This window comes from Jeotgalibacillus campisalis (genome assembly GCF_000829515.1).
Lineage (GTDB): Bacteria > Bacillota > Bacilli > Bacillales > Jeotgalibacillaceae > Jeotgalibacillus > Jeotgalibacillus campisalis.
Genome location: NZ_JXRR01000007.1, coordinates 1 through 19,787 on the forward strand (window position 1 = coordinate 1; position 19,787 = coordinate 19,787).

Consider the following 19,787-nt stretch of genomic DNA (forward strand, 5'->3'; position numbering starts at 1 on the left):
CTAATCGATCGAGGACTTAACCAATTTTGGCGATTACTCGCTTGTTCGTTTGTTTTGATGTCTTATCCAGTTTTGAAAGAATGAGTAACATAGTTACTGCGTTTTTTATTCTTTCTTGTAATTTATTATTGAATTTTGAGGCAAAATTGGTATAATAGTTTTTGTCCAAGGCAATAGTAAGCGTCTAGTGATGATAGCGAAGAGGTCACACCCGTTCCCATGCCGAACACGGAAGTTAAGCTCTTCAGCGCCGATGGTAGTTGGGGGTCTCCCCCTGCGAGAGTAGGACGTCGCTAGGCAATGTTCCGCAGTAGCTCAGTGGTAGAGCTATCGGCTGTTAACCGATCGGTCGTAGGTTCGAGTCCTACCTGCGGAGCCAATTACTGCTTCCATAGCTCAGCAGGTAGAGCACTTCCATGGTAAGGAAGAGGTCGCAGGTTCAAATCCTGTTGGGAGCTTATCTTTTTACAAGGCCCGTTGGTCAAGCGGTTAAGACACCGCCCTTTCACGGCGGTAACACGGGTTCGAATCCCGTACGGGTCACCAGATGGAGAATTAGCTCAGCTGGGAGAGCATCTGCCTTACAAGCAGAGGGTCGGCGGTTCGAGCCCGTCATTCTCCACCATTTCTGCCGGTGTAGCTCAATTGGTAGAGCAACTGACTTGTAATCAGTAGGTTGGGGGTTCAAGTCCTCTTGCCGGCACCAGATTTACTTATGGTTTTTCATATGGAGGGGTAGCGAAGTGGCTAAACGCGGCGGACTGTAAATCCGCTCCTTCGGGTTCGGCAGTTCGAATCTGCCCCCCTCCACCATTTTTTTTACTTAATTGGTTCATGGCCTTTATCATTGGGCATACTTAAGTAAACTTGACTCATTGGGCTATAGCCAAGCGGTAAGGCAACGGATTTTGATTCCGTCATGCGTTGGTTCGAATCCAGCTAGCCCAGCCATATGAGCCATTAGCTCAGTTGGTAGAGCATCTGACTTTTAATCAGAGGGTCGTAGGTTCGAATCCTACATGGCTCATCATAAAATCTCTCATCCTTTGTGATGGGAGGTTTTTTTCGTTTGCAAAAACCATGTCAGCTGCTGACATGGTTTTACTCTTTCATTGCATATAATTCGTTCCATTTTTTTTTCTGTAGTTCTTCATTCATCCGATAGGGGTCTTCGAGGAGTTCCCATAGAAGGTCGCTTTTTTCCTCAAATGAGAGGGGGAGCTGCTTAATGAGATCGCGGCATTGTTTTAAAAAAGCGGTGTAGGGTTCCCAGCTGGAGTCAAACTGTGCTTCAAGTTCTTTTTTTAGCTTCCGTGTGAGTTTAGGACTTGAGCCATTGGATGTCACAGCAACCTGCAAATAGCCGCGTCTAATGGTTGCTGGAAAGGTGACATTGCCTTCTTCAAATTCATCTACCACGCAAACCAGCTGATGGGCGGGGAGCGCTTTAGATAAAGCTTGATTGGCTATTCTGTCATTAGTAGCCAGAATCACAAGGGCCGCATCAGCAAAATCAGAAGGCTCGGCTTTCCTGTGAATTAGGGTATAGTTTTTTTCTTCTGCAAGCTGTAAGACTTCTTCGGACATTTGAGGAGCAATAAAAGTGATTAACGCCTGCTCGCCATGAAGCACCCTGGCTTTTCTTGCAGCAATTCTTCCTGCCCCTGCAATTACAACTTTTCTTCCTGTTAAATTAATGATTAACGGCTGCATAACGTTCTCCTTCAGCATTGGCTCGGTCGATAACGATTTGTTGAATCGCGTTGTGTCTGGCTAATGAATCTGTGCAGGAAATGGCATGTCCAAGTTTTTGTTTCTGTTTTACTTTGAGCTGCACTTCGTTTAAAAGAAGGCCGCCAAACAAGAGATAAGGGATGACGATGATGCGCCCTTTTTCTTTTGCTGTAATGGTTTCAAGGCCTTGATCAAAGGTTGGTTCGATCGCTGCCAGGTAGCATACATCTACCGAGGATACAGTCAGTCTCCTTTTAATTCCTTCAGCTATCTGATTAAAAGCGATACGTGTTTGCGGGTCGCTGCTGCCTCTGCCGACTAATAAAATGGAATCGGCTGAAAAAATAGGACCGGCTAGATGGCGTTTAACCAGCTCTGCAATTGCATCTAAAATAACTTCCTGTACACCTAGGGCTTCTGTTGTTGTAATGCTGATGTCAGGATAGCGCTTGTGCAATGGTGCGATTTCATCTGGTATGTCTTGTTTAATATGACCTGCAGTCAACAGGAAAATCGGCACAATTTTAATCTCAGTGGCTCCTCTTTCTACGCAGCGGCGGAAGCCTTCTTCAATAAAAGGAGGGGTAAGCTCTAAAAAGCTCACTTCCTGGATTGGAGCATTGACGTATCCCATTACTGCTTCCAAAAATTGTTTGGCTTCATTTGCGCCTTTTTTGGACCTGGTGCCATGTCCGATGTATAGAATGGCTTTCATAATCAGTCTCCTTTTTGTTACCCGTGTACTGCCGGCAGGTGTGGGGCAACTTCTTCTTTAAACCAGTTCAGATTGTGATGGAGCTTTACTACTTCTCCAATAATGATCATGCTGGGATTTGAAATGCCGGATTGATTGACGCGCTCTTCAATATCAGATAATGTCCCTGCTACTGTTTGCTGTTCTGCAAGCGTTCCCCAGTGCACGAGGGCAATTGGCGTATCGGGTGATTTTCCATTTTGTAGCAGGTTTCTGCAAATATCCGGTAAATGGGAAACGCCCATATAAACACAAATGGTATCAACTGCTTTTGCAAGGTGCTGCCATTGATGCTCGGCTTCACGATCGCCCGCCTGATGACCGGTTATAAATGCGAAGCTCTTGCTCAAGGTTCTATGGGTAACGGGTATGCCGGCATAAGCGGGGGCAGCAATTCCTGCGGTGATCCCAGGAATAATTTCATAAGGCACATCATTTTTTGCACATTCTTCTGCTTCTTCACTGCCACGCCCGAAAACAAAAGGATCCCCGCCTTTTAAGCGGACGACGTTCAGTCCCTTTTTAGCATATTTAACGAGAAAATGATTAATGGTTTCTTGTTTCATCGTATGGTAATGCGGAAGCTTTCCGCAATAAACCAGCTGCGCGTCAGACTTCGCAAATTCAAGCAGTTCTGGATTCACGAGTCGGTCGTAGAGAATCACATCTGCCTGCTGAAGATAGCGCATGCCTTTAACGGTAATTAGTTCAGGATCACCGGGCCCTGCTCCTACTAAAAATACTTTCCCTATCATTCTTTTTCTCCCCTTTCCCTGATGAAATTGCCGATTCTTCTTAGCTTAGGACAATTTTAACATAGTGACTCTTTCTTTAGAGTATTGATTTTTTTCGTAAATAGTCCAGCACTTGATTTACCGCTTCTTGGACTGTGGTCTGATCTGAGCGTATCGTTAGTTCTGGCGCAGCCGGTTTTTCGTAAGGCGAGTCGATTCCAGTAAAATCCCTAATTTCGCCTTTTCGTGCTTTTTCATATAATTGCTTGGGATCACGCCTCTCGCATTCTTCAAGCGGACAGTCTATGAACACTTCGATAAACTCTTCAGGTTCAAACAGCGCCCGCACCTGATTACGATCGGACTGAAAAGGAGAAATAAAAGCAGTGGTGACAACTTTGCCGCTATCCACAAACAGTTTGGCTACTTCCCCAATCCTGCGAATATTTTCTGTCCGGTCTTTTTCTGTAAACCCAAGATCTTTATTGAGCCCGTGCCTGACATTGTCTCCATCCAGCACGTATTCGCTGATGCCATGTTTGTACAGCTCTGAAGAAACAGCATTTGCGATCGTGGATTTACCGGATCCTGATAGGCCGGTAAACCAGAGTGTACAGCTGCCATGCACATTTTGAACACGGCGGTCGTGTTTTGAAATGGCCGCCGAATGCCAGGTAAGATTCGTTGAATTCATCATCATTTCCCTCCTATAAAATGGATTCTTGGCGCATTCCTTCAATTAATACACTGACAACTTCTTTGCGGCTGAAAGTAGAAGGAGGGAGTTCCCCAGCCCGGAGCATCTGTCTGACTTTTGTGCCGGATAGAATCACTCTGTCTTCTTTTCCGTGCGGGCACGTTTTATCTGAAGCCATGCCTTCACACTTGTTGCAGTAAAAGCTATGTTCAAAAAACAGTGGCTTGATGCCAAGTTCTTCTTCTGTGAATTCACTAAAAATATGCTGTGCGTCATAGGTTCCATAATAATCTCCAACACCGGCATGGTCACGACCTACGATAAAATGCGTGCAGCCGAAGTTTTTCCGTGCGATGGCATGGAAAATAGCTTCTCTTGGACCGGCATAACGCATAGCAGCTGGATAAACGCCGAGCTGCACACGTTCTTTAGGATAATAGTTATCAAGCAGCACACGGTAGCTTTTTAAACGGATATCTGCTGAAATATCATCTGACTTTGTTTCTCCGACGAGGGGGTTCACAAAAAGGCCGTCCACCGTCTCAAGAGCCGCTTTTTGAATGTATTCATGGGCTCTATGAATCGGATTTCTTGTTTGAAAACCAACAACTGTTTTCCATCCTTTTTCATTAAATAAAGCGCGTGTTTCGTTTGGTTTTAGCCATACGTCCTCAAAAACTCCTTTTTCAGGGTGCTTAACGAGAACAACTTCCCCGGCTAAATAGACAGGCCCGCGCTCATACAGGCGTTTTACTCCCGGGTGAGCTGGGTCATCTGTTTTGTATACTTCAAGCGCTTCTTTTTTCAAGTCAGGAGTAAACCATTCTGAAACCGTGATTACGCCATAGGTCTGCCGGTTGTGAACCAGCTCAATTTGTTCTCCCTGTGTTAAAGTTGCTGCATAAGCAGAGGAAACAGGAAGCGTAATTGGAATCGACCAAACTGTGCCATCCTTTAAACGCATAGTGCGGACGACTGATTCATAATCGTCTTTTCCTAAAAAACCGGTGAGAGGACTAAACAGACCGACGCCGATCCCTTCTAAGTCGCTTAAGGAAATGCTGTCAATTTGAAGCTCTTTTTGAACAGGTGTTAAATCTTTCGTTGGTTCATAGACTTGAATTAATTTTCCTCCATGAGGCTCGGGCAGATAGGACATCATTGATCACCATTCCTTATCGTTTATTTTCTGCTCCGACATCAGCCGGAAGCGTTAGGGCTGGAGCAGGACGTTTTAATAAAAATAGAACACCTAAAACAGAGATTAAAACACCGATTAACGCAACGATTGGATAAAAATTTTGTTCTACAAGCAGCAAGATCATCATGTAGGAAAGCACCATTGATAGGACGGGTGATACGACCCAAACGGTGAGCATCTGGACGACAATCGATTTTTTCAAAACAGCTTTTCCGTGCTTGGCAAAACCGATGCCTATAATAGAAGATGTCGTTATTTGAGTTAATGGGACCGGGATGCCAAAAAGGGAAGCGGCGGTTACAATGCTTGCGCCCGTACCGGAAATCACACAGCCTTCTTCTAATTTAAGAGAAGTGATTTTTTTGCCGTTGGTTTCCATGACACGATGACCAAGAAAAAAAGCGCCGAGTGCCACAAACAACCCTCCCCATAAAACCCCCTCACCCGTTTCCATTAAACCGGCTCCAACAAGAGGCCCTACGGCATTCGCCACATTATTCATTCCTGCTGAGAATGCTTCAAATAAGCCCATGATGATAACAGCCGGTGCTAAAAATTTTGCTGCGTGAGGTTTCGTCACCCAGTTCTTAACTACTTTTGCTTCCAAACATTTTGCTGCAGCAATCGCGATGAAAAAGGCGACAACTGGTGTCAGCAGCCAAAAGGACACAATCCATAAAAGCTTTCCAAGGAATACAGAGTGGTACACAATTCCCGCACCTACAACAGATCCAACAGCTACTTCGCTTGTCGAGAGAGGGATGCCAAAAAGATTTGCTAAAAACAATGAGAGGGCAGCGGATGCCAAAACGATAACCGCAACGGTGACAGTAAAGGTATCACTTGGCACGATGCCGCTGCCGAGTGTTTTTACTACTTCTCCGCCGCCAAGCCAGGCGCCAAAAAAGACGGTGACAGCACATAAACCAAGTGCAATCATCCGGTTTTTTATTACGCCGGAGCCATAGGCAATGCCCATAGTAGCTGCTGCCCCGCTCGCTCCGATGTTAAAAGCGAAAAACAATCCAATTGAAATGGCGATTACCGGAAGCATCAGGCTGACCTCCTTTCTTTAAGTGTGCAAACCACATTCTGTTTTGTTGTTTTGCTGCCATCTGCCGGCGCGTGAATCGCCATCTAACGAAACAGGGCTGGTACAGGGTAAGCAGCCGATACTTGGATATCCTTGTTTGTGAAGCACGTTATATGGCAAGTTGCGCGCCTCAATATAAGACCAGACTTCCTCCCATGTCCAATGAATTAACGGACATATTTTTATGTTTTTAAATTTTTCATCTTTGTTAATAAATTCAGTACTGGCTCTTGTGGGTGATTGCTCACGGCGAAGACCAGAAATCCATGCTTTTTTTGATCCCAGTGCTTCTTTTAATGGAAGGACTTTGCGAATATGACAGCATTGATTGGGGTCTCTCTTCCAAAGTGCAGAACCATAGGCTTCACGCTGCTCATCGAGTGTGAGTACCGGTTTATTAAGCTCGATATTCAGGGTTGGAAAACGTTCCTTCATTTTAGCGATAACATCATAGGTTTCCTGAAAATGAAGGTCTGTGTCCAAGAAAACAATATGGGCGCTCGGCTGAATTTGTGCGATTAGGTCAATTAACACAATGGCTTCGGCACCGAAACTTGATGCATAGACGATTTCCTGATCGGTATACGACTCGTAAGCCCACTTCAGTACGTTTTCTGCTCCTTTTGTTTCTGGGTCAATGGTGAAGGCTTCAGAACAGGGCTTCCATTGGTCATAGCTGACAGCATTCATTTGCACCGCTCCTTTCCTATAAAGGAGGATAAGATCTCATTAAAAAAACGCTTTTCCCATTTAGGAAAAGCGCAACTCTAAGTCTGCACCTTATCGTCCAAAATGGTTGTCATTTTGCTGGAATTGGCACCTTGCTCTAAAAGCAGGTTGCCGCGGCATCGACGGGCCAGTCCCTCAGCCGCTCTGGATAAGCTAGTGTATGAAGTTGTTGTGAATAATCCTACCATACCACTATGAATAGTCAACCATAAATAAAGTATAAATTAAAAAAATTCTAAAATTAAAAACAAGAGTCAATTCAATAAATTTTTATGAATATCCCTCATATCCTCCCTTAATACTATGATATCTCTTTACACTATGTTCCTCGCGCATATATATGCATGACTCTGCTTGGTTGAGTCATGCGTTGTGAAAGCGTTACAATAGGTATGGCAGACAGAAAATTCGTAAAGGGGGATTTATTTTATGGAAAAGAAAAATATTTCACTCATTGGAGTGCCAATGGATTTAGGGCAAATGCGAAGAGGCGTGGATATGGGGCCAAGTGCGATCCGGTATGCCGGCGCTATTGAACGGTTAGAGCAGCTTGGTCATAAAGTAGAAGACCTCGGCGATATCAGAATCGACCAGCCTGAACGAGTACATACTGCTGACACCAATTTGCGAAATTTAGATGCGGTGGTAAAAGGCAGTACAGAATTGGCTCAAAAAGTAAAATCAGTTAAAGATAAAGGAGATTTTCCGCTTATTTTAGGAGGGGACCACAGCATTGCCATTGGTTCACTTGCAGGGATCAGTCAGCGCTATGATAATCTTGGGGTGATCTGGTATGACGCACATGGTGATTTAAACACAGGAGAAACATCACCATCGGGCAACATTCACGGCATGCCGCTCGCAGTGAGTCTGGGGATCGGACATCCTGATCTTGTAAATATCTTAGACTACTCGCCTAAGATAAGACCGGAGAACATCGTCATCATTGGTGCCCGTTCGCTTGATGAAGGAGAGCGGGAGTTAATTAAAGATAAAGGCATGCGCGTCTACACGATGCATGAAGTGGACCGTATGGGTATGACTCGTGTGATGGAAGATGCGATTGATTATTTAAAAGAAAAAACAGATGGCGTTCATTTATCTCTTGATCTTGATGGTTTGGATCCTTCGGATGCTCCAGGAGTCGGAACACCAGTCATCGGCGGAATCAGCTATCGTGAAAGCCATCTCGCAATGGAAATGCTTGCTGAGTCTGATATCTTAACATCAGCAGAATTTGTAGAAGTCAATCCGATCCTGGATGATAAAAATAAAACAGCCCGTGTGGCAGTTGCATTAATGGGTTCGTTATTTGGTGAAAAACTGTTGTAAGTAAAAAGAGGTCGCTTCCACAAAAATCAGGCAGTATAGATCATTAGCATGGGGTGAACGGAGCCGGAAGGTGGCGACTCCAGCAGGATATGCGGTTGCTTGAGACACCGGAAGGCAAAGCCTGAGGAGGGCTCAAGCACCGTCCCTGCGGAAAGCGTCCGCCTAAAGCGAAGTGAACCGGTAAAAGAGTTTGAGACACATTTGTCTCAAGCTTTTTTTTGTGACTTTTATCTGTTCTTCTTTCTGCGCTTTTTGTAAAAAATGGGATGACTAGGGTCTTTTGTAGCTGTATAATCATATAAGTAGTCATTGACACAGTAGTCAGAATTGAGCATACATACATAATATATGACAAAAATATTTCAAATAAAAAGTGTGAAACCTTTTACGCGCAGAATACGTACATAGGGTAGAGCCGCTGAAGCGGAGGTAAGAATAATGGAACTCATTGTGAAAAAAAGAATAAAACAGGTCCTCAAAGGTGATCAGAATGCATTTGGGGAAATCGTGGAACTATATAAAGATAGACTGTTCCATGTCTGCTATCGAATGCTGGGCAATCGGCACGAAGCCGAGGATATTTCACAGGAAGCGTTTATCCGGGCGTACACAAATATTCATACATTCGATATCGACCGTAAATTTTCAACATGGCTCTATCGAATTGCGACCAATTTGTGCATCGACCGCATCCGCAAGAAAAAGCCCGATTACTTTTTAGATGCAGAAGTAGCTGGTACGGAGGGGTTGACGATGTACTCCCAGATTCAATCGGACGAACCGCTGCCCGAAGATGAAGTGGAGTCAATGGAATTGCAGAGCTCTATACAAAAAGAGATTTCATTACTGCCTGAAAAATACCGTACCGTGATCGTTTTAAAATATATTGAAGAACTCTCACTGAAAGAAATAAGTGAGATCCTGGATTTGCCGCTTGGCACTGTCAAGACGAGAATCCACCGGGGGCGTGAAGCACTCCGCAAGCAGTTAAGAACATTGTAGAGAGGGTGAGTTCTATGAACACTTGTCCTGAAGAAATCGTGCTTTTAATGCATGAATATTTAGATGAAGAGTTGTCATATGAAAAGGAAAACGAGTTAAAGCAGCACCTTCAGCATTGTGATGCGTGCAGAACTCATTTTCAAGAATTAAAACGGACCATTGCCTTTGTGCAAAGTACGTCCCATATAGAAGCACCAAGCGGCTTTACGCATAATGTGATGAGCCGTCTTCCAAAAGAAAAGAAAAAAGCAGGAATGCAGAGATGGTTTCAAAACAATCCGTTCTTTGCGGCAGCTGCAGTCTTTTTGATTTTAATGGGCGGAAGCCTCCTTACAGCTTGGAACAGCGATGATCAATTTGCTTTTACCAATAACGATAATGTCATCGTGGAAGGCCACACAGTGGTTGTCCCTGAAGGTGAAGTAGTTAAGGGTGATATGGTGGTCCGCAACGGTGATCTCCGGGTTGAAGGGCAAGTCGACGGAGATGTGACTGTTATTAACGGGGAACGGTACGTAGCAGGAGCCGGTTCCATTACAGGTCAAATTGAAGAAGTAGATCAGGCTTTTGAATGGCTTTGGTATAATATCAAATCAGCCTTCAATGAGTTTGGCGACATGTTTGAAACAAACAACAATGAGTAACACTTTTTAAGAGGCAGTATCTGAAACGTATCGGATGCAGCCTCTATTTTTATTGTTTTAAAAAGGTGTCGACCTGAAGGGAAACGCAGTGCCATTATTTTTTACTGCTGTCGAGAGAGAAAGCGGACTTACAGTATGAGGTGTGTTATAATGACATAGTTTAAAACAAACTTAACATTGAATCCCTATAGAGGGAATGTCTTAAATACATTAGTGGAGGAAGTCATATGCCGTTTGCCGATCAATTCACAGATTTAGCGGTATTGGATCTTGTGATCAACGCAGTCGATATTTTACTCGTCTGGTTTGTGGTTTATAAATTAATCACTGTGATCCGCGGGACGAAGGCTGTGCAGCTCTTAAAAGGGATTTTTGTAATTGTCATCGTCCGGGGGCTCAGTGAACTCCTTGGGTTTAATACCTTAGCATGGATGATGTCCCAGGTAATGCTATGGGGGGTTCTTGGGGTTATTATCATCTTTCAGCCGGAATTGCGGCGTGCCCTCGAACAGCTTGGGCGTGGAAAGATTTTTGCAAGAGGCAATCTTCATGAAGATGAAGAACGTGAGCGCCTCGTTGAAGCTGTAACGAAATCAGTCAGCTACATGGCCAAACGGCGGATTGGAGCACTGATTACGTTTGAAAAAGAAACAGGTATGGGCGACTATATTGAAACGGGAATCCAAATGGACTCTCATTTAACATCTGAGCTCTTAATCAATTTATTTATTCCGAACACTCCTTTACATGATGGTGCTGTCATTATTCAAAAAAACCGGATTGCAGCGGCTGCCTGCTACCTTCCTCTTTCAGAAAGCCCATTTATATCGAAAGAGCTTGGTACAAGACACCGTGCAGCACTTGGTGTAAGTGAGGTTACTGATAGTATCACAGTCATCGTTTCTGAAGAAACAGGGGCGATTTCATTTACAGCCGATGGAGAGCTGCAACGCAACCTCGATCTTGATGAGTTCAGCAGCCTTCTTCGCCTTGAGTGGTTTGGAGAAAGTGAAACCGCCGCTGCCTCGACGCGTTGGAATTGGAGGGGTAAAAAAAATAATGGATAAATTTCTGGAGAGCCGATGGTTTTTAAGAGGTTTTGCCTTATTAATGGCCGCAATTATGTTTGCGACCGTCAACAGTCCTGATGATCAGCAAAATGTAAATTCAAGTCCGCAAAGTACAACAGAAGTTATTGAAAATGTTCCTGTTGATACAATCTACAACCAGGATTCATTGGTGGTAACAGGCGTACCGAGCTCTGTCAATGTTTCCATCTCAGGCCCGTCACAAATTGTGGCAGCAGCAAAAGGTCTTAGGAATTACAGGGTGTTTGTGAATTTAAGTGAACAAGAAATCGGTACGCACGAAGTGGAAATTCAGCACGAAGGATTCTCTCAACAGCTTGAAGTAACGCTGTCTGAACCCTATGCTGAAGTCACAATTGATGAGCGGGTAACGGAAGAATTCACAGTGGATACAGAATTTAATGACAATATTATTCCAGATGGCTACGAGCTTGATGAAGTAGCTGTAAACCCTGAGACCGTTGTCGTAACCGGGGCGAAAAACATTATTGACGCGATTCGATATGTCAGAGCCACCATCAATGTCGACGGCGAAGTGGACGGAGAAGAGACCGTTGAATCAACGGTTCAAGTGTTAAATGCAGATCTTGATAAACTGCCGGTTTCCATTGATCCTGCTACTGTAGAAGTAGATATTAGTGTTAGTCAGCCAAGCAGAGAAGTCAGCATCGTCCCGGTCCAAACCGGCACCCTGGGAGATGGGCTTGAAGTGGACGAGCTGGCACTGTCAAATGATACCGTCACCATTTTTGGTCCAACGGATGTGATTGAAGCCATTGAGGAAATAGAAGTGCCATTTGATTTAACCGGCATTGAAGAAAGCGGTTCGAGGATTGAAGTGCCAATCCCGATTCCAAACGGAGTGGGTGAGCTGTCCGAGCCATCAGCAGCAGCGATCGTCACCTTCACTTCAAATCAGGATGAAGCAGCTGAAAATAACCAGCCAGTGTCTGAAGACCCTGCTCAACCTGAAGAAGAACCTGAGGAGACGCCGGAAGAGACACCACAAGAATCACCGGAAGAGGCACCAGAAGACACACCGGAAGACACACCAGAAGATACCGATACGACCGATGAAAATGCAAGCATAGAATCAAATACAGAGACAGAACAAGAGCTGACAATGTCGGCTCTTCCTGTCGAAATTAGAGATTCTGGCGATGATCTGCAGGCGGCTTTTCAAGATCCGCCAAGCGGGGAGCTCAATCTGCGTGTGACTGGCGAGACTGACGAGGTGGAAGCCTTAACAGACGAAGATGTGTCTCTTTACGTAGATGCAGCGGAACTTGAAGAAGGCGAGCATGAAGTGGAAGTGCAAGTAGAGGGTCCGACCGGAATGGTGTATGTGGTCTCTCAATCAAACGTAACCATTCAGCTTTCACAAGCATAAAAAACAAAATACAATTGGATTAGGCAATGATAAGAAGGAGCGATGAATGCAATGGGTAAATATTTTGGAACAGACGGTGTTCGTGGCGTAGCAAATGCGGAACTGACGCCTGAACTGGCTTTCAAGCTGGGACGCTTCGGAGGCTACGTGCTGACAAAAGAAACCACGAGACCGAAAGTATTAATCGGCCGTGATACACGAATTTCAGGACATATGCTAGAAGGCGCATTAGTAGCAGGCCTTCTTTCAATAGGTGCAGAAGTGATGCGCCTCGGTGTTATTTCAACACCGGGTGTTGCGTTCTTAACAAAAGCAATGGGTGCTCAAGCAGGCGTGATGATCTCAGCTTCCCATAATCCTGTCCCGGATAATGGCATTAAGTTTTTCGGACCGGACGGCTTTAAGCTGACAGACGAGCAGGAATACGAAATTGAAGCGTTAATTGATGGAGAGAAAGATGAAACTCCACGCCCGGTCGGAGGAGACCTTGGGATTGTCACGGATTATTTTGAAGGCGGACAAAAATACCTGCAGTACTTGAAACAAACAGCAGATGAAGATTTTTCAGGTATTCACGTGGCGCTTGACTGCGCACATGGAGCGACTTCCGCTCATGCAACGCATTTATTTGCCGATCTTGATGCAGACCTTTCTACTATGGGGGCCTCACCAAACGGAGTAAATATTAATGAAGGGGTTGGATCTACCCACCCTGAAGCCCTGGCAGCGTTTGTCAAAGAGAAAAAGGCGGATGTTGGACTTGCATTTGACGGAGACGGCGACCGTATTATTGCAGTCGATGAAAACGGAAAAATTGTTGATGGCGACCAGATCATGTTTATTTGCGCAAAGCATCTTAAATCAGAAGCCCGCCTGAAGCATAATACGCTAGTTTCTACTGTAATGAGTAACCTCGGCTTTTATAAAGGGCTGGAAGCAGAAGGAATTACAAGCATTCAGACAGCAGTAGGCGACCGGTATGTAGTAGAAGAAATGAAAAAGCACAACTATACACTTGGCGGCGAGCAGTCCGGACATATTATCTTCCTGGACTACAACACAACAGGCGATGGCTTGCTGACAGGGCTGAATCTTGTCAACATCATGAAAGTAACAGGCAAAAAACTTTCAGAGCTTGCAGGAGAAATGGAAATTTTTCCTCAAAAGCTTGTCAATATCCGTGTAAGTGATAAGCATGGTGTGACGGATAATGAGCGCGTGAAGACCGTTATCAAAGAAGTTGAATCGGAAATGAACGGCAACGGACGTATTTTAGTCCGCCCTTCCGGTACAGAGCCGCTTGTACGCGTAATGGCGGAAGCACAAACAGCTGAACTTTGCGAAGCATATGTAAATCGCATCGCAGAAGTTGTGGAAGATGAAATGGGTATTAAAGCATAGCAACTGCAGACTGCCAGGGAGTCAGAAAATTTAACTGACTTCCGGCAGTTTTTTGATTTGGAATCGGTGAATGGTTAAAGAAGAAATGTAAAGAGAGTGTAACCAGTGAAATAATGAAATCTGCTAGACTATACCTTGTGCTCATTTTACAAATTCTGTTGACGAATTTCCTTATCATCGAGTATGATGTAAGATGTGTTAACTTTCGAATAGGAGGGTATACACAGGTTGGTTGAGCCAATAATAGAAAGGTGGATCGTCTAAGAACCACTTCAAAAAAGCGCCAGGACTGCCCGAATTAACTTCGGCAGTTGACGAGGAGGAGGAGCATCGAGTTTTCGGCGGATGCCTCCCGGCTGATCACTGCACAGTCGTATACCTGAACTTGAAATCATGAAGGCGACTTCGTGGACAAAAGAGCGGGAATGCAGCAAAAATAATAACTAATTGAGAGATAAAGGGGGTCAAGTCGTCCCCTGACGACCTCTGGACCTCCTTTATCCAATAGGAGGAAAAGAAATTATGTGTGGAATTGTAGGTTATATTGGATTAAATGACTCGAAGGAAATCCTTTTAAAAGGTCTTGAAAAATTAGAATACCGCGGATACGATTCAGCAGGAATTGCTGTGAAAAATGAGAATGGTGTCGCTGTATTTAAAGAAAAAGGCCGGATAGCGGATCTTCGCTCAGTCGTCGATAACAGTGTGGAAGGATCAGTCGGAATTGGTCACACACGATGGGCGACACATGGTGCACCAAGCCACGTGAATGCTCACCCGCATCAAAGTACAACAGAACGCTTCACCCTTGTGCATAACGGAGTAATCGAAAACTACTCTCAGCTTAAGCGTGAATATCTTGCATCTGTTGAACTTGTCAGCGAAACCGACACTGAAGTCATTGTTCAGCTGATCGAGACCTTTGTAAATCAAGGTCTGTCAACAGAAGAGGCATTCCAAAAAGCATTGAAAGAACTGAAAGGTTCTTACGCCATTGCTCTTTTAGATAATCAGCAGGAAGACACGATCTTTGTTGCAAAAAATAAAAGCCCGCTGCTAGTCGGCCTTGGAGAAAACTTTAATGTCGTTGCATCTGATGCAATGGCAATGCTTCAAGTTACAGACCAGTACGTTGAGCTGATGGACAAAGAAATGGTGATCGTAAAGCAGGATGAGGTAATCATTAAAAACCTTGACGGCAAAACGATGACGCGTTCTCCTTATACAGCTGAGCTTGACGCAAGTGACATCGAAAAAGGAACATACCCTCACTATATGCTGAAAGAAATTGATGAGCAGCCACTTGTGATGCGTAAAATCATCCAGGCGTACCAGAATGACGCCGGCGAACTTTCAATTGATGAAGGCGTCCTAAATGCTGTGAACGCTGCAGACCGCATCTACATTGTAGCCTGCGGAACGAGCTACCACGCAGGACTTGTGGGAAAAGAGTTCCTTGAAAAAACAGCTAAAATCCCAACAGAAGTGCATGTAGCCAGCGAATTTGTCTACAACACGCCGCTTCTGTCTGACAAACCGTTATTTATCTTTATCTCTCAAAGTGGTGAAACAGCTGACAGCCGCGCGGTACTTGTTCGCGTGAAGGAGCTTGGACACCCAACACTGACATTAACTAACGTAGCAGGCTCTACGCTTTCCCGTGAAGCAAGCCATACTTTGCTATTGCATGCAGGACCTGAAATCGCTGTAGCTTCTACCAAAGCTTACACAGCTCAAATTGCCGTTCTTTCCATCCTTGCAGAAGTAGCAGGGAAAGCAAAAGGCTTTGAAATGAGCTTTGACCTGATTCAGGAGCTTGGAATCGTGGCAACAGCGATGGAAGCACTGACTGACGACAAAGAAGCGTTTGAACAAATCGCACGTGACTTCCTTAGCGTGACGCGCAATGCCTTCTTTATCGGACGCTCAATGGACTACCATGTTGTTCAGGAAGCAGCACTTAAACTGAAAGAAATCTCTTACATCCAGGCAGAAGGTTTTGCCGGAGGAGAATTGAAGCACGGTACGATCGCACTGATCGAAGACGGTACACCGGTCTTTGCTGTTACAACACAGGAAAATGTTAACCTAAGCATCCGCGGAAACGTGAAAGAAGTGGCAGCCCGCGGCGCTCACACTTGCACTATCTCCATGAAAGGCATGGAAGAAGAAGGCGACAGCTACGTGATCCCTTACGTTCACGAATTGCTAAGCCCGCTTGTTTCCGTTGTTCCTACTCAGCTGATTGCATACTATGCAGCACTGCACAGAGATTGTGATGTAGATAAGCCGAGAAACCTGGCGAAGAGTGTGACTGTGGAGTAAATTAGGTTATAATTGAGTGCGTAGTGTATAGGTAAAATAAAGTTGGAATCAAGACAATAAAGTTGGAAATGGTATAAAAAAGTTGGAATCGGTATAAAATTGTTGGAAATAATGAATAGAAGCTAGAAATTCAGTGAATGCTGTTAAGACTTTTACTAAATTATAAGGTGATTCCAATGAGAAAAAATAACAAAGTTAAGAATTTAATTTTTGAAAGGCTGTCCTTGGGACAGCCTTTTTCTTTTGGTATTTTCACGAAATTTAAGTTTAGCGCAAAATGAAAAATCCAAGGAGGTTAAAACTATGGCAAAAAGAAAAAGAAACAATTCAACAGAAGAGAAAATTGATAAATGGATTAAAGAAGGCAGGGGTCAAGGAGAAGGAGGGGATTATAAGCCGTGGTTACGTGTTCAAGATGTAGCTTCGCATGGCTATGCAACTAGAGACAAGGGGTGGAAAACAGGTCGTATACATCACTTTCTTTCAGATTTGGAATTGAATTACTTATATACTCTTGATTGGAGTTCTTATGTGGTTGATATTAGAGAACAATATCCACTACTTCCTTTAGAAAAAACTATCGCTATTGCTGATGAAATAGGTGTTAATCATCCAAAAGAAGATGGTTCACACGGTCCTTACAAAGTAATAACCTCTGATTTTTATATCATTTGTAAAACGGAAAAAGGAGAAAAAGTATGTGTTCGGACAATTAAGCCTGTTGATAATTTGAATGTGAGAGAACTAGAAAAATTTGATATTGAAAAGCGGTACTTTGAGGATATAGGTATTACAGATTGGAAATTAGTTATTGATCAGGAGTTGCCAAATAATTTTATAAAAAATATGAAATGGATTTATGATTGTAAATACCTCGATAATCGTCCAAATATAAATTTGCAACTGGTAAATTCGATTAGTCCTGTTTTATATAAAGTCATCAAAATGGAAAGTATAGGATTATCAACTCTTGCCTTACAATATGATGAAAAGATGGGGTTAGAAAATGGTACTTGTCTATTTATTATCAAGTACCTACTGGCTAATAAGATCTGGAAAACTAATATGAATGAGGTTATTAATCCCTCCATGCCTCTTCAAATTGAGGATATTGAATTGCAAGTAAATAAATTGTTGGGGTGATAGAAATGCAAATTTATATTAATACCATAATTGAACATCGTGATAAAGAGCTTAAAATGATCTCCATTGAGAGGGTGCTTTGGATTTCTAAAAACTTAGATACGGTGGTTGTTATTAGTATTGATCAGAAAGAAAAATATCCATTTCCTCAGTTTAAAAAATATAGTGCAATTATTGAACTTTTAACCACTCCTTTTTCAGTAAAGCTAGATATTGATCCATATACGAATATGAATAACCCATCAAGAGAGTATTTAGAAAAATATAAAAAAATACGGGATGAAAAATGGGACTTAATAAAAGACTATGTTGAAATGGAGCCATACATTTATGAAGAGAAAAACCTTATAGAGTTAGTAAAAGAAATTAGAAGAGAAACGGGTAAGAGAAGCAAAAGAATATACTCTATATTACGGGAATATTGGATAGGAGGGAAAACAATAAATTCACTACTACCGAATTACTCAAATAGCGGTGGGAGAGGAAAATCAAAAAATAAGTCTGAGAAAAAAATGGGAAGGCCCTCAAAAAAAACAACATTTTTTGGGCCTAAAGTAAAAGGGGTAAACGTTGTAGAAGATGATAAAACTATCTTTGAACTTGCTATTAAGCAATTCTATAAAGGGAAAAATACAACACTTAAAGGAACTTACAAGGAGATGAGAGCGCAATATTATATTAGTGGATATAAAAAATTGAATGGCGAGCTGGTACCGACTCTATTACCAGATGAGGAAGCACCGACATATAGACAGTTTTTGTACTGGTACAAGAGTACATACGGTTATAAGTACCAACTAACAAATAATATTGGTGAAAGGCAATATCAATTAACAGGACGTCCAATAATAGGGAATTCCCAAAATAAGGCTACAGGACCCGGCGACATTTTTGAAATTGATGCTACAATCGGTGATATTTACTTAGTAAGTGAAATAGATAGATCAAGAATTATTGGTAGACCAGTCATCTATATTGTAAAGGACGCATACTCTCGATTAGTTGTTGGGGTTTATGTTGGTTTAGAAGGTCCATCTTGGTTAGCTGCAATGATGGCGTTAGAAAATACTACAACAAATAAAAAGCTATATTGTAGACAATTGGGAATCGAGATTGAGGAGGAAAACTGGCCCTCTAGTCAATTGCCGAAAAAAATAAAAGCTGATAGAGGGGAGTTTGAAAGTATAAATGCCGACAAAATTGTAGATTCATTTGGAATTCAAATTATTAATACACCTCCGTACAGGGCTGATTTGAAAGGTATAGTAGAGAGACATTTTAGAATATTGAACGATAGAATTAAACTTCATTGGGTACCTGGGATTGTACATAAAGATTTTAAAGTTAGAGGAGGAAAAGATTACCGATTAGATGCTAAATTAACTTTGAAAGCTTTTGAGAAAATTATAGTTCTAACAATATTAGAACATAACACCACTATTATAAATGGATATTCTCTAGAAAAAGAAATGATATCTGCAGCTATTTTACCTACTCCACTAAATATTTGGAATTGGGGATATAAACACAGGTCAGGTGTGTTAAAACAAGTAACAAGTGATGAGATTCGCTTGAATTTAATGCCTACTGGTAAAGCCTCGGTAACTGGAGAAGGGGTAGTTTTTAATAAAATGAGATACTCATCGTCAAAAGCAATTAACGAAGGTTGGTTTGAAAAAGGTAGAAACAAAAGGTGGAGTGAATCAGTTCTATATGATCCTAGAGATGTGAAACACATCTATATTGGTGGTGAAAAATTTAATTTAACTGAAAGAGATGAAGCATTTAAGGGGTTTAGGTTAGAAGAAGTACAAGAACAACAATTTATCATGGAAGCTAATATTCAAGGATCAGCTACATCACAGAGGCAACTAGAGGTAGACACGAACTCAAAGATAAAAAAAATTATCGATCAAGAAATTAAAAATAGTAATGGGTATTTAACAGGGTTAGAAAGTAAATCAGAAAGGTTAAGTAAAATAAAAATTAATAGAAAAGCTGAAAAAAATCATATTAGAGAAAATGAAAAGTGGTCCGACACTTTAGAGAATAACCAAAAGAACAATCAAGTTTTTGTTGAAAACATAAAGGATTTTAGAAGTAAAACTGAAAAAGATCAAGATGAATCTGACTACTTGTTAAATTTAATTATGAGCGAAGATAAAGAAGGTGAAAAGTAAATTGACTATTAATGAAAACGCACAGAAAACACCTACGACAGTTCTAATGGGTAGACAAGAAGCGGCAAAATATAAAGTGCAGAAAGTAGATAGTTATAAGGAAAACCCTTTAATAGAAGCTTTACCAGAAATATATACTCAACAAGAGGTCATTAAATTTCTAACTAATACACCTAAAATTAATGATGAAGAACTAAGTGAATCTGCTGAGATTAGGCTTCTGTAAACGCTAGAATAAAATTGACACTTTTTGCTCGATAGGATTTTACACTTTTGCTCAATCAACCTATTACTTTAGTAAAATAGATCGTGACGTTATTTTACTGGAGGTTAGGATTTT

Annotated in this window: 17 protein-coding genes, 8 tRNA genes, 1 rRNA gene and 1 riboswitch; of the genes, 19 read left to right on the forward strand and 7 right to left on the reverse strand. The window is 42.5% G+C overall.

Going from position 1 to position 19,787, the window contains the following annotated elements; all coding sequences use genetic code 11:
* Positions 1-183 precede the first annotated feature (183 nt).
* The 9 genes from rrf to KR50_RS03350 all read left to right on the forward strand — a co-directional run bounded on the left by rrf (position 184) and on the right by KR50_RS03350 (position 1,027).
* Positions 184-299, forward strand: a 5S ribosomal RNA gene (rrf, locus tag KR50_RS03310).
* A 5-nt stretch (positions 300-304) separates the two neighbouring features.
* Positions 305-379: transfer RNA gene (locus KR50_RS03315), tRNA-Asn, on the forward strand.
* A 6-nt stretch (positions 380-385) separates the two neighbouring features.
* Positions 386-458: transfer RNA gene (locus KR50_RS03320), tRNA-Thr, on the forward strand.
* Positions 459-471: 13 nt separating this feature from the next.
* A tRNA-Glu gene (locus KR50_RS03325) sits at positions 472-546 on the forward strand.
* 3 nt (positions 547-549) lie between these two features.
* Positions 550-625 (forward strand) — tRNA-Val (locus KR50_RS03330).
* Positions 626-630: 5 nt separating this feature from the next.
* A tRNA-Thr gene (locus tag KR50_RS03335) sits at positions 631-706 on the forward strand.
* A 23-nt stretch (positions 707-729) separates the two neighbouring features.
* Positions 730-813, forward strand: a tRNA-Tyr gene (locus KR50_RS03340).
* Positions 814-876: 63 nt separating this feature from the next.
* Positions 877-951: transfer RNA gene (locus KR50_RS03345), tRNA-Gln, on the forward strand.
* 3 nt (positions 952-954) lie between these two features.
* Positions 955-1,027: transfer RNA gene (locus KR50_RS03350), tRNA-Lys, on the forward strand.
* 74 nt (positions 1,028-1,101) lie between these two features.
* On the opposite strand, the gene KR50_RS03355 is transcribed toward KR50_RS03350, so the two are convergent.
* From KR50_RS03355 to KR50_RS03385, 7 genes are all read right to left on the reverse strand, one after another.
* Entirely contained in the window at positions 1,102-1,713 is a 612-nt protein-coding gene (locus KR50_RS03355) for a precorrin-2 dehydrogenase/sirohydrochlorin ferrochelatase family protein (protein WP_041054893.1), read from the reverse strand.
* Positions 1,694-2,449, reverse strand: coding sequence for a sirohydrochlorin chelatase (locus KR50_RS03360; RefSeq protein WP_041054895.1), 756 nt, complete (start codon positions 2,447-2,449; stop codon positions 1,694-1,696). Before KR50_RS03360 ends, KR50_RS03355 begins: the two co-directional genes overlap by 20 nt.
* Before the next feature lie 17 nt (positions 2,450-2,466).
* Positions 2,467-3,243, reverse strand: a complete 777-nt coding sequence (gene cobA / locus KR50_RS03365) for a uroporphyrinogen-III C-methyltransferase (RefSeq protein WP_041054898.1) — start codon at positions 3,241-3,243, stop codon at positions 2,467-2,469.
* Positions 3,244-3,319: 76 nt separating this feature from the next.
* A complete protein-coding gene (gene cysC / locus KR50_RS03370) occupies positions 3,320-3,919 on the reverse strand; it encodes an adenylyl-sulfate kinase (RefSeq protein ID WP_041054900.1) in 600 nt (199 codons plus the stop codon).
* A gap of 10 nt (positions 3,920-3,929) precedes the next feature.
* Positions 3,930-5,078, reverse strand: coding sequence for a sulfate adenylyltransferase (gene sat, locus KR50_RS03375; protein ID WP_041054941.1), 1,149 nt, complete (start codon positions 5,076-5,078; stop codon positions 3,930-3,932).
* A gap of 16 nt (positions 5,079-5,094) precedes the next feature.
* The gene (locus tag KR50_RS03380; RefSeq protein ID WP_041054902.1) at positions 5,095-6,174 is read right to left on the reverse strand and encodes an inorganic phosphate transporter; all 1,080 of its coding nucleotides are present in this window, start codon (positions 6,172-6,174) and stop codon (positions 5,095-5,097) included.
* An 18-nt stretch (positions 6,175-6,192) separates the two neighbouring features.
* The gene (locus tag KR50_RS03385; protein WP_041054904.1) at positions 6,193-6,903 is read right to left on the reverse strand and encodes a phosphoadenylyl-sulfate reductase; all 711 of its coding nucleotides are present in this window, start codon (positions 6,901-6,903) and stop codon (positions 6,193-6,195) included.
* Between the two features lie 87 nt (positions 6,904-6,990).
* Positions 6,991-7,097: riboswitch (SAM riboswitch) on the reverse strand.
* A gap of 274 nt (positions 7,098-7,371) precedes the next feature.
* Here KR50_RS03385 and rocF point away from each other — a divergent pair.
* The 10 genes from rocF (at position 7,372) to KR50_RS03435 (ending at position 19,673) form a co-directional block, all read left to right on the forward strand.
* The gene (rocF, locus tag KR50_RS03390) at positions 7,372-8,274 is read left to right on the forward strand and encodes an arginase (RefSeq protein ID WP_041054906.1); all 903 of its coding nucleotides are present in this window, start codon (positions 7,372-7,374) and stop codon (positions 8,272-8,274) included.
* 438 nt (positions 8,275-8,712) lie between these two features.
* Positions 8,713-9,276: an RNA polymerase sigma factor SigW gene (gene sigW, locus KR50_RS03395; protein ID WP_041054908.1), complete on the forward strand. Its 564-nt coding sequence runs from the start codon at positions 8,713-8,715 to the stop codon at positions 9,274-9,276.
* Between the two features lie 14 nt (positions 9,277-9,290).
* On the forward strand, positions 9,291-9,920 hold the full coding sequence (locus KR50_RS03400) for an anti-sigma factor family protein (protein ID WP_041054912.1): 630 nt from the start codon (positions 9,291-9,293) through the stop codon (positions 9,918-9,920).
* 227 nt (positions 9,921-10,147) lie between these two features.
* Positions 10,148-10,987 (forward strand): diadenylate cyclase CdaA, encoded by an 840-nt coding sequence (gene cdaA, locus KR50_RS03405; RefSeq protein ID WP_041054916.1) that lies wholly within the window; start codon positions 10,148-10,150, stop codon positions 10,985-10,987.
* Positions 10,980-12,398: a CdaR family protein gene (locus KR50_RS03410; RefSeq protein ID WP_041054920.1), complete on the forward strand. Its 1,419-nt coding sequence runs from the start codon at positions 10,980-10,982 to the stop codon at positions 12,396-12,398. The genes cdaA and KR50_RS03410 overlap by 8 nt, the downstream gene beginning before the upstream one ends.
* A gap of 51 nt (positions 12,399-12,449) precedes the next feature.
* Positions 12,450-13,799, forward strand: a complete 1,350-nt coding sequence (glmM, locus tag KR50_RS03415) for a phosphoglucosamine mutase (RefSeq protein WP_041054923.1) — start codon at positions 12,450-12,452, stop codon at positions 13,797-13,799.
* 522 nt (positions 13,800-14,321) lie between these two features.
* The gene (glmS, locus tag KR50_RS03420) at positions 14,322-16,124 is read left to right on the forward strand and encodes a glutamine--fructose-6-phosphate transaminase (isomerizing) (RefSeq protein WP_041054926.1); all 1,803 of its coding nucleotides are present in this window, start codon (positions 14,322-14,324) and stop codon (positions 16,122-16,124) included.
* A 303-nt stretch (positions 16,125-16,427) separates the two neighbouring features.
* Positions 16,428-17,267, forward strand: coding sequence for a heteromeric transposase endonuclease subunit TnsA (locus tag KR50_RS03425; RefSeq protein WP_041054931.1), 840 nt, complete (start codon positions 16,428-16,430; stop codon positions 17,265-17,267).
* A gap of 5 nt (positions 17,268-17,272) precedes the next feature.
* A complete protein-coding gene (locus KR50_RS03430) occupies positions 17,273-19,447 on the forward strand; it encodes a Mu transposase C-terminal domain-containing protein (RefSeq protein ID WP_041054934.1) in 2,175 nt (724 codons plus the stop codon).
* A 1-nt stretch (position 19,448) separates the two neighbouring features.
* Positions 19,449-19,673, forward strand: coding sequence for a hypothetical protein (locus tag KR50_RS03435; RefSeq protein ID WP_041054937.1), 225 nt, complete (start codon positions 19,449-19,451; stop codon positions 19,671-19,673).
* Positions 19,674-19,787: the final 114 nt, after the last annotated feature.

Bases quoted from the DNA above. Each gene is read 5' to 3' on its own strand.
- rocF (WP_041054906.1), top strand. From the start codon at position 7,372: ATGGAAAAGAAAAATATTTCACTCATTGGAGTGCCAATGGATTTAGGG.
- KR50_RS03410 (WP_041054920.1), top strand. From the start codon at position 10,980: ATGGATAAATTTCTGGAGAGCCGATGGTTTTTAAGAGGTTTTGCCTTA.
- KR50_RS03430 (WP_041054934.1), top strand. From the start codon at position 17,273: ATGCAAATTTATATTAATACCATAATTGAACATCGTGATAAAGAGCTT.
- KR50_RS03400 (WP_041054912.1), top strand. From the start codon at position 9,291: ATGAACACTTGTCCTGAAGAAATCGTGCTTTTAATGCATGAATATTTA.
- sat (WP_041054941.1), bottom strand. From the start codon at position 5,078: ATGTCCTATCTGCCCGAGCCTCATGGAGGAAAATTAATTCAAGTCTAT.
- cysC (WP_041054900.1), bottom strand. From the start codon at position 3,919: ATGATGAATTCAACGAATCTTACCTGGCATTCGGCGGCCATTTCAAAA.
- glmM (WP_041054923.1), top strand. From the start codon at position 12,450: ATGGGTAAATATTTTGGAACAGACGGTGTTCGTGGCGTAGCAAATGCG.
- KR50_RS03360 (WP_041054895.1), bottom strand. From the start codon at position 2,449: ATGAAAGCCATTCTATACATCGGACATGGCACCAGGTCCAAAAAAGGC.
- glmS (WP_041054926.1), top strand. From the start codon at position 14,322: ATGTGTGGAATTGTAGGTTATATTGGATTAAATGACTCGAAGGAAATC.
- KR50_RS03425 (WP_041054931.1), top strand. From the start codon at position 16,428: ATGGCAAAAAGAAAAAGAAACAATTCAACAGAAGAGAAAATTGATAAA.
- KR50_RS03380 (WP_041054902.1), bottom strand. From the start codon at position 6,174: ATGCTTCCGGTAATCGCCATTTCAATTGGATTGTTTTTCGCTTTTAAC.
- KR50_RS03355 (WP_041054893.1), bottom strand. From the start codon at position 1,713: ATGCAGCCGTTAATCATTAATTTAACAGGAAGAAAAGTTGTAATTGCA.
- cobA (WP_041054898.1), bottom strand. From the start codon at position 3,243: ATGATAGGGAAAGTATTTTTAGTAGGAGCAGGGCCCGGTGATCCTGAA.
- KR50_RS03385 (WP_041054904.1), bottom strand. From the start codon at position 6,903: ATGAATGCTGTCAGCTATGACCAATGGAAGCCCTGTTCTGAAGCCTTC.
- sigW (WP_041054908.1), top strand. From the start codon at position 8,713: ATGGAACTCATTGTGAAAAAAAGAATAAAACAGGTCCTCAAAGGTGAT.
- cdaA (WP_041054916.1), top strand. From the start codon at position 10,148: ATGCCGTTTGCCGATCAATTCACAGATTTAGCGGTATTGGATCTTGTG.